Below are 6,851 nucleotides of genomic sequence, written 5' to 3'. Positions count from 1 at the left end.
CGCCGAAGGGATCGCGTATCAACGGAAGATTGTTGAGGTGTTGTCGGCGGCTTGAGCGGTGAGCAATGAACTTTGACCCATTGCTCCGACTGGAGCGCGCTACCAGTTAAGTCTCAGTCCGGCCTCCGTTGCCCGATGCCGATCGTCGTCGTCCGCATGTAGGTACTGGCTGGTCGTCGAGATCGATGCATGCCCCAGGTTGTCCCGCACGTATCGCAGATCGACTTGACCATCCATCATATGTGAGCCCGCTGTGTGTCGCAGCCAGTGAGCGGAAGCCTGGCGCAATCGCTCTGCTGCGCGCTCGTGCGCTTCGCCCGTCGACTGCAGATGGTCGATCGCATTGTCGAACACCTGTTTGATGATCAGGTGCACGGCGCCGCGTGTCAGCGTTCGGTGGGTGCCACCGATCGGCAACAATAGCGGCGTCGTTTCACCGCCATAGGGCAGGGCAGCCAATCCGTAGTGTCGGCGATAGCGGGTCAGCTCCGCCATCAGTTCGGTCGTCGCCGGCAGCAAACGTTCCTTGTCGCCCTTGCCGGTGATCGCCAGCCACCAGCGGTCCTGACCGTCGCGATCGCGGCGTCTAAAAAAGCCGCCCATCGGATTGCTCACGACTTCCGAGATTCGCAGTCCCATCAGATACAGCAGCGAGATCAGCCAGCGCACGCGCGCGTAGTGTTCCTGCTCGCGTGCGGCGTCACAGGGCATCGCGTCGATCGAGGTTTTGACGGCCTGCCAAAGATCGTCCTCGAGGAAGCGCGTCACCCTCGGCTTAGCTTTGCGCGCGCGTTGACGCGACAGGGACAGCGGATTGCCGGCCAGGTAGCCCGCGTTGACCAGCCACGCGAAGAGCGTATTCAGAATCACAAACGCCTGACGCTCGCTAGCTGGCGAGAGCGGGCCCGCGAACGGCCGCCAGTGCGCGTCTGCACGGGCCACTTTGCGACCGGTCATGACCCAGCGCTGTGCGGGTCGCGGGTCGGCCAGAAAGCGCCGATAGAGGAGCAGGTCTTCGTGCGTGAGCGAGGAGAGCGGCTTGCGCAGTTCGGTGGTTGACCACAGCAGCAGGCGTTCGGCCTCCTTGCGATAGGTGTCGAAGGTGGCCTTCGTGTCGACGAAGCGTGCGAGCCACGCTCGGATGGCGTCGACGTCGTCCTGTGCGGCAATCTGGGATCGAGCGCCGAGCACGCGGTTCGTGCCGAGGCCACCGTCCAGTTCGGACGGCAGAGATAGCTGTTCGAGTGGCTTAGGCGACAAAAGGGCGCCGGCGGATATTGGGAGGGGCTCGGGAAACGGCATGGTGGGGAGAGGCGTCGGTTTAAGTAATTTTGTTCCCGTCAAATAATGGCAAGTTGGCGGCAACGTCAATCATTGGGAACAAATTCGCTTTAAAAAGTTTTAACCAAAATTGTTCCTTCGGCTGACACTTTAAGCAATTCTGTAGGGTTGCCGGCGTCCCAAATCATCGGTGCCCGGTTCGTGCCCATCAATGTTCCGCGTTGCCGGTCGGCGGTTGAGCCCAACACCGGCTGCCAAGTGCATCAGCACGACGATTTCGGCCCGGGGGCTGGGAACAAAAAGTCTTTAAGAATGGGTACACATTTGCTTAAACCGACGTGAGACGTGCTCAATTGACGCGATGGGTCATTTTACTCGACATTATCGTCATAATGTCTAAATTCAATATTCAGATTCAATATAATTAACGTTATACGGTATATTATCAACACATAAACTCTCCTGAGACGCTCGCCATGGACGCTTCGCCCGCCCTGGAGCCCCAACTGCACGCGGAAATCGAGCAACTGCGCCCGCAGTTTCCGCGCACGCAAGATCTGTATCGTGAGGTCTGCGTGCTGCTATTTTTCCGGCACGGCATCACGCCCACTGCGAACCGGCTCTATCAGTTGGTGAAGAAGGGCAGCATGAGCGCGCCGGCGGAAGCACTCGCGCGTTTTTGGGCCACCCTGCGTGACAAGAGCCGGGTGCGCATCGAACACCCCGACCTGCCGGCGGAACTGCAATCCGCGACCGGAGAGCTGGCCGCGGCGTTGTGGACGCGGGCGGTCGATACGGCGCAGGACCAGTTGGCTGCTGCGCAGATCGAGGCGCAACGATCGGTCTCGGACGCGCAGGCCGGGCAGGCTCGGGCCGAGGCCGAACGCGACCGGTTACATCAGGAACTGATGGGCAGTGCGGCGGCGTTGGACGCAGCGCAGACCCACATAACAGAATTGGACCAAGCGCTGGCCATCTCTGTCGCCGCGGCGTCGACGCTGCAGGAGCAGGTACGGCTCGCGCAACAGGGCGAGCAGCAGTTGCATCGCGCGCTCGAGACCGCGCGGCGGGACTTCGCCTCGGAACTGGACAAGCTGCGTGCCGACGGCGCGCTGGCGCTTGAGCGGCTCAAAGCCGCCGAAACCCGGGCGCTGCTGGAAATCGACCGTGAGCGGCAAGCGGCCGCGCGCTTACAGAAGGAGCTGGACGCCGCCTCTCGCAAACGGGAGCAGGGCGACACTCGTTATCGCACCGAACTCCAGGCGCTCCACGTGCAACTTGGCGATCTGCGCCAGCAGGTGGGTGTCCTGGAGGGCAATCTCGCGTCGGTTCAGGTGGCGCACGCGCGGGACGCCGACGAACTGGCACGCACACGCGAGCAACTGGCAATGTCGCGGGCCAGCGCCGACACACGGCGGCAGACGCCACCGACGAAACCCGTGGTCAAGCGCAAGGTGCCGCGGACACCCAGATCCTGATTCACCGCGCTACTTTCCGAGGTTGGTAGCAATGACGCGGTGATATGCTTGAAAAAGAGCCTCGCGGTTTTTCTCTCTGAACACGACCGAATTCCAACCCGTTCAGAGGTCCGCTATGCGTCCGCAACACATCAAACGCGCTGAAGTTCTAGCTCCGAGCCAAATCCGGCATCTTCTTCGCGTCACAGACGCCACGAGTCGCTATCCCGAAAGAGACGCCGTTGTTTTGCTGTTGGGGCTGGCGTGTGGCATGCGAATCACCGAGATTGCCCAAGTTACCGTCGCAGATTTCTACTTTGCGAGCGGCGAATTGCGGCGCGAAGTCTCGCTACGTGCCGCGATCACGAAGGGATGTAGGCCGCGATGCATCTATCCCTCATCGATCAAACTCATCGAGGCATTGCGCCGATACGTCATTTATCGCCGCGAGTGCGATTTGGGAACTGCTCTCGGCCGCACTCACTATCACGGGCTTAATCCGCATCTGCCTCTTGTTCTTAGCCGGAAAGGCTACCCATACTCGTTAAGTTTGAAACGGCGCAGTGACTCGGAGGTCGGTCGGACCGACTATTGGGCCGCTGATTCACTGCAGGCGTACGTCACTGGTTTGTACCGCGCGGCGGGCACAAACGGAACTAGCCATAGCGGACGCAGGACATTCGCTACAAGACTGCTCAGAAATGGCGCAACCATCGAGCAGGTCCAGCTACTTCTCGGGCACCAGGACATTGACCAGACGAGCCGATATATTGACGTTTCCCTTGCTGACGCATCGCGAGCGTTTTCTGAAGTCGTATGAGGCACGCTGCTTCACTGTTGTTGATTCAAGAATTAGGGCAAAACGCCGTTATATTCATACCGGCCAGAGCGCGATATCATGGTACGCAACGCGTATCATCAAAAAGGCCATGTCGAATCCTACCCAGCAAGAATTTTTAAAATCAGCGAAGGACGCGCTCGGTGTCACGTGGGATGAACTCGCCGAATCGGCCGGCATCAATCCACGTGCGCTCAAAACGTATCGGATGCCGGACACGTCGAAGGACTATCGGCCACTTCCTGCACTTGCGCGTGCGGCGGTCGACCGCCTGGTCTCTGGTCGTAAAACGAAAAGTAAGATTAATGCTTGACGTGGTACGCAACGCGTACCACTATAGGGCCGTGCATTAGGATTTGAGGAAACGGCAATGTGAAGGGTGGGAGAACCATCAAGAGCCGTTTGGCCGTGTCGAAGAGGAGTTTGAAGCAATGAAGCCATCTCTTGCGTTCGTAAGTCACCGAGAAGCCATTCGTCGAGTGGTTGTGGCTCATCGCGCCTCCAACGCGCGCGTGTTTGGCTCCGTCATTCACGGCGACGATTCCGAGGGCAGCGATCTCGACATTCTGATTGACCCGACGCCGGAAACGACATTGTTCGACATCGGCGCGATCCGGCACGAACTGCTGCAGCTCCTTGGTGTGCCGGTTGATGTGCTGACTCCGAACGCCCCACCTGCGGATTTTCGCGCGATTGTCCTTGCTGAGGCGGTCCCTGTATGACCTGCCAGGACTGTATAAAAAAGTACGAACGCTGTTTCAAGACATCCCGCTGGTGTTAGCAAGGCCGTCCCGGCGCTTGAGCAAATAAACCAGGTCATTACGGTTGCACAGCCAAGGATCCATGGCTGCATTCAGAGACGACTTTGTTGGGCAATTGAACAAGTTAAACAAATGAAACCGTTGCACATGTCAAAGGGGATTCAAATGTCGAATGGCAATACGTTCGTGGAACCGACCTCGAACAAGACTAAAGTGAAAATCATCAAATGGGCCATTATCGGCCTCTGTATTGCCGTTGGCGCGCCACTAGCCATCTTGTTGATCAAGGGAATCGTTGGGCTCATCGTGGCCGCGGTCCTGGGTTTGGCGGCAATCAATTTCGCGCCAGTCATTGCGATGAAGTTTGCGAACCAAAAGGTCAAAATGATTGTCACCGAGGCGGAGAAAAATCCGATTGAGACGCTATACAACGAATTGAACGACAAGAGACAGGCGGCCGAAAAATTTAAGGACAGCATCACGGCCTTTCGCACCGAAGTGAAGAACTTCGAACAGAAGACGAGCGTTTTCAAAAAGCAGTACCCCGAAGACGCCGGTCGCTTCGAGTCGCAGTTGGAAACGATGAACAAACTTCTGGCCTTCCGCGAAGGCCGGTACAAGCAGGTTCAGCAGGAGTTGCAGCGCTTTTCTGACGCCATCGAACGGGCGAAGGCGCTGTGGGACATGTCGCAATCCGCGCAGCGGATGAACAAGATCGCCGGCATGCAGTCGAGCAACACGTTTGCCCAGATCACGACTGACGCGGCGCTCGATTCAGTGATGAATTCAGTCAATAAGGCGTTCTCCGAAATGGAAACGTCCCTGATGGAGAATTCCGAGGTGCAGCAGGCAAAGGCCGCCATCGACGTCACGATTGCAACTCAGCCGGTGCAGCAGCAGTTGGGCTCGCAAGTGCAGCCGAAGTAAGCGCAGTCTTGCGCCGAAACGCGAAAACAACCTTTAGCTATTCACATAGAAGACATGAAGAAAATACTGGGATCTGCTCTCTTTCTGGTCGTGCTCGCTGCTGGGTGGTTCATCTATCACGGGGGAGTGAAGGGCTTGCTCGGTGAGGGCGAGCCACACGTCACGGCAACCGATGTCCCGGCAGCCAGCGCAGCGAGCAGCGGGTGGAGTGATTCTGACACGCCGAAGACAGCGTCCAGCACACCGTCGGGCCCAGCGCCGACCGGTGACACGTTAAAAGCGATCCTTGGCAGCGGCGTTGTGCGTGTCAGCGTGGAGAATCCGTCGAAGCCCTTTTACTCGGAAGACAACGGTAAGCCGCAGGGCTTTAATGTCGACTTCGCGAAGCTGCTTTTTTCGCAGAAGGAATTTGCTTCAGGCGATCACGGCAGCATAAAGGTGGACACGAACCACGGCGTGGATACCTACCCGGCGGTGCCAGCGCAATTGACGCAGTCCGACAAACATGGCGGCGCGGTCGTAGACGTTGCCATGGACGGGCTTACTTTCCCCGATGACACGCCGAGTGGCGTGGTTTATACGGTGCCTTATATCGACGACTTTGGTTACTCGCTGATCGTGCGAAAGGGTTCCCCGGTCAAGTCGGGGGTTGATTTGGCCGGCAAGACGGTTGGTATCCTGAAAGGAGACCCGGACGTCAAGGCGTTTGTGGAAAAAGCGTTTCCGACGAGCAAGATCGTCGAGTTGTCTGATGCGAGTATCAACGGTGAGCGCTCTTGGACTTCTCACTATCTGGACAGCGGACAGGTCGACGCCATTGTCTACGACTACCCGTTCGGCGTATCGGAGATCGAGGGTACCGATCTGACGTTTGCGGTCACGAAGCTTGATGGTTCGAATCTGGCCTACAAGATCGGAGTGCGCAAGGATGACGCCACGCTTCTTGTCTATCTGAATTCCGCTATTGCGAAGGTCAAGCAGTCTCCCGAGTATCTGAATCTGTTGAGGAAGTATTTCATCAGCAATCAGGTCGTCACTACAGCGGCGACAAGCGGCGAGAAGACCTACTTGGTCAAGGCGGGCGATACATTGAATTTGATCGCGTCGAGCCAACTGGGAAGCGCCGCAAAGTACGTCCAGATTCAGAAGCGCAACAACCTGCCGAACCCTAATCTCATTCTTGTCGGCCAGCATCTGATCATTCCAGTGTTGTAAGCGTGAGTGGGTTCTGGCGTGCGCAATCAACGAGAGGAAACGAGAGGAAACAACTATGGGTATCAAAGCGAATATCACGGCCACGGACTTTCCCGCGCAAGGCTTGATGGCAGGGAAGCGGGTGCGTGTCTGTTTTCATCACGATATGTCCCGCCCGGTGGAAGGCGTTGTGTTCCGAGACGACATAGAAGAGCCGTTTCGCACAATCATCCATCTGGACGACGGCCGGGCAGTGCTCGATACCGAGTGCCAGTTTCAACCGCTGTGACCGCGAACTAAACATAGCGTCTTAAATAATGCAGCATAGTCTTCGTAGGACTTCGTTTGGTCCGATCCAGTGCCGGAAACAGGCCTCGACGGCCGAGAGGACTT

Annotated in this window: 8 protein-coding genes; 7 read left to right on the top strand and 1 reads right to left on the bottom strand. The window is 57.6% G+C overall.

From position 1 onward, the window contains the following. Window positions 1-99 precede the first annotated feature (99 nt). Window positions 100-1,302 carry a tyrosine-type recombinase/integrase gene (locus M0D69_RS43080; RefSeq protein WP_301787885.1) on the bottom strand — a complete coding sequence of 401 codons (1,203 nt, stop codon included), beginning with the start codon at window positions 1,300-1,302 and terminating at the stop codon, window positions 100-102. Window positions 1,303-1,757: 455 nt separating this feature from the next. Here M0D69_RS43080 and M0D69_RS43075 point away from each other — a divergent pair, with 455 nt between their 5' ends. The 7 genes from M0D69_RS43075 (at window position 1,758) to M0D69_RS43045 (ending at window position 6,747) form a co-directional block, all read left to right on the top strand. Continuing rightward, window positions 1,758-2,759 carry a DNA-binding protein gene (locus M0D69_RS43075; RefSeq protein WP_301787884.1) on the top strand — a complete coding sequence of 334 codons (1,002 nt, stop codon included), beginning with the start codon at window positions 1,758-1,760 and terminating at the stop codon, window positions 2,757-2,759. A gap of 115 nt (window positions 2,760-2,874) precedes the next feature. After that, window positions 2,875-3,558, top strand: a complete 684-nt coding sequence (locus tag M0D69_RS43070; RefSeq protein ID WP_301787883.1) for a site-specific integrase — start codon at window positions 2,875-2,877, stop codon at window positions 3,556-3,558. Continuing rightward, entirely contained in the window at window positions 3,509-3,889 is a 381-nt protein-coding gene (locus M0D69_RS43065) for a hypothetical protein (protein ID WP_301787886.1), read from the top strand. Before M0D69_RS43070 ends, M0D69_RS43065 begins: the two co-directional genes overlap by 50 nt. A 118-nt stretch (window positions 3,890-4,007) precedes the next feature. Continuing rightward, on the top strand, window positions 4,008-4,298 hold the full coding sequence (locus M0D69_RS43060) for a nucleotidyltransferase family protein (protein WP_301787882.1): 291 nt from the start codon (window positions 4,008-4,010) through the stop codon (window positions 4,296-4,298). A gap of 204 nt (window positions 4,299-4,502) precedes the next feature. Continuing rightward, the gene (locus M0D69_RS43055; protein ID WP_301787881.1) at window positions 4,503-5,264 is read left to right on the top strand and encodes a hypothetical protein; all 762 of its coding nucleotides are present in this window, start codon (window positions 4,503-4,505) and stop codon (window positions 5,262-5,264) included. A gap of 54 nt (window positions 5,265-5,318) precedes the next feature. Beyond that, window positions 5,319-6,479 carry a transporter substrate-binding domain-containing protein gene (locus M0D69_RS43050; RefSeq protein ID WP_301787880.1) on the top strand — a complete coding sequence of 387 codons (1,161 nt, stop codon included), beginning with the start codon at window positions 5,319-5,321 and terminating at the stop codon, window positions 6,477-6,479. Between the two features lie 55 nt (window positions 6,480-6,534). After that, window positions 6,535-6,747: a hypothetical protein gene (locus M0D69_RS43045; RefSeq protein WP_301787879.1), complete on the top strand. Its 213-nt coding sequence runs from the start codon at window positions 6,535-6,537 to the stop codon at window positions 6,745-6,747. Window positions 6,748-6,851 lie beyond the last annotated feature (104 nt).

Origin of the sequence: Caballeronia sp. SEWSISQ10-4 2 (assembly GCF_030464885.1) — a bacterium.
Lineage (GTDB): Bacteria > Pseudomonadota > Gammaproteobacteria > Burkholderiales > Burkholderiaceae > Caballeronia.
The sequence above is the reverse complement of the archived record's forward strand: the minus strand, read 5'-3'. Positions and strand labels throughout refer to the sequence as shown.

Excerpts from the sequence above, each read along its gene's own strand:
- M0D69_RS43080 (WP_301787885.1), bottom strand. The coding sequence starts at position 1,302 with ATGCCGTTTCCCGAGCCCCTCCCAATATCCGCCGGCGCCCTTTTGTCG.
- M0D69_RS43070 (WP_301787883.1), top strand. The coding sequence starts at position 2,875 with ATGCGTCCGCAACACATCAAACGCGCTGAAGTTCTAGCTCCGAGCCAA.
- M0D69_RS43075 (WP_301787884.1), top strand. The coding sequence starts at position 1,758 with ATGGACGCTTCGCCCGCCCTGGAGCCCCAACTGCACGCGGAAATCGAG.
- M0D69_RS43060 (WP_301787882.1), top strand. The coding sequence starts at position 4,008 with ATGAAGCCATCTCTTGCGTTCGTAAGTCACCGAGAAGCCATTCGTCGA.
- M0D69_RS43045 (WP_301787879.1), top strand. The coding sequence starts at position 6,535 with ATGGGTATCAAAGCGAATATCACGGCCACGGACTTTCCCGCGCAAGGC.
- M0D69_RS43055 (WP_301787881.1), top strand. The coding sequence starts at position 4,503 with ATGTCGAATGGCAATACGTTCGTGGAACCGACCTCGAACAAGACTAAA.
- M0D69_RS43050 (WP_301787880.1), top strand. The coding sequence starts at position 5,319 with ATGAAGAAAATACTGGGATCTGCTCTCTTTCTGGTCGTGCTCGCTGCT.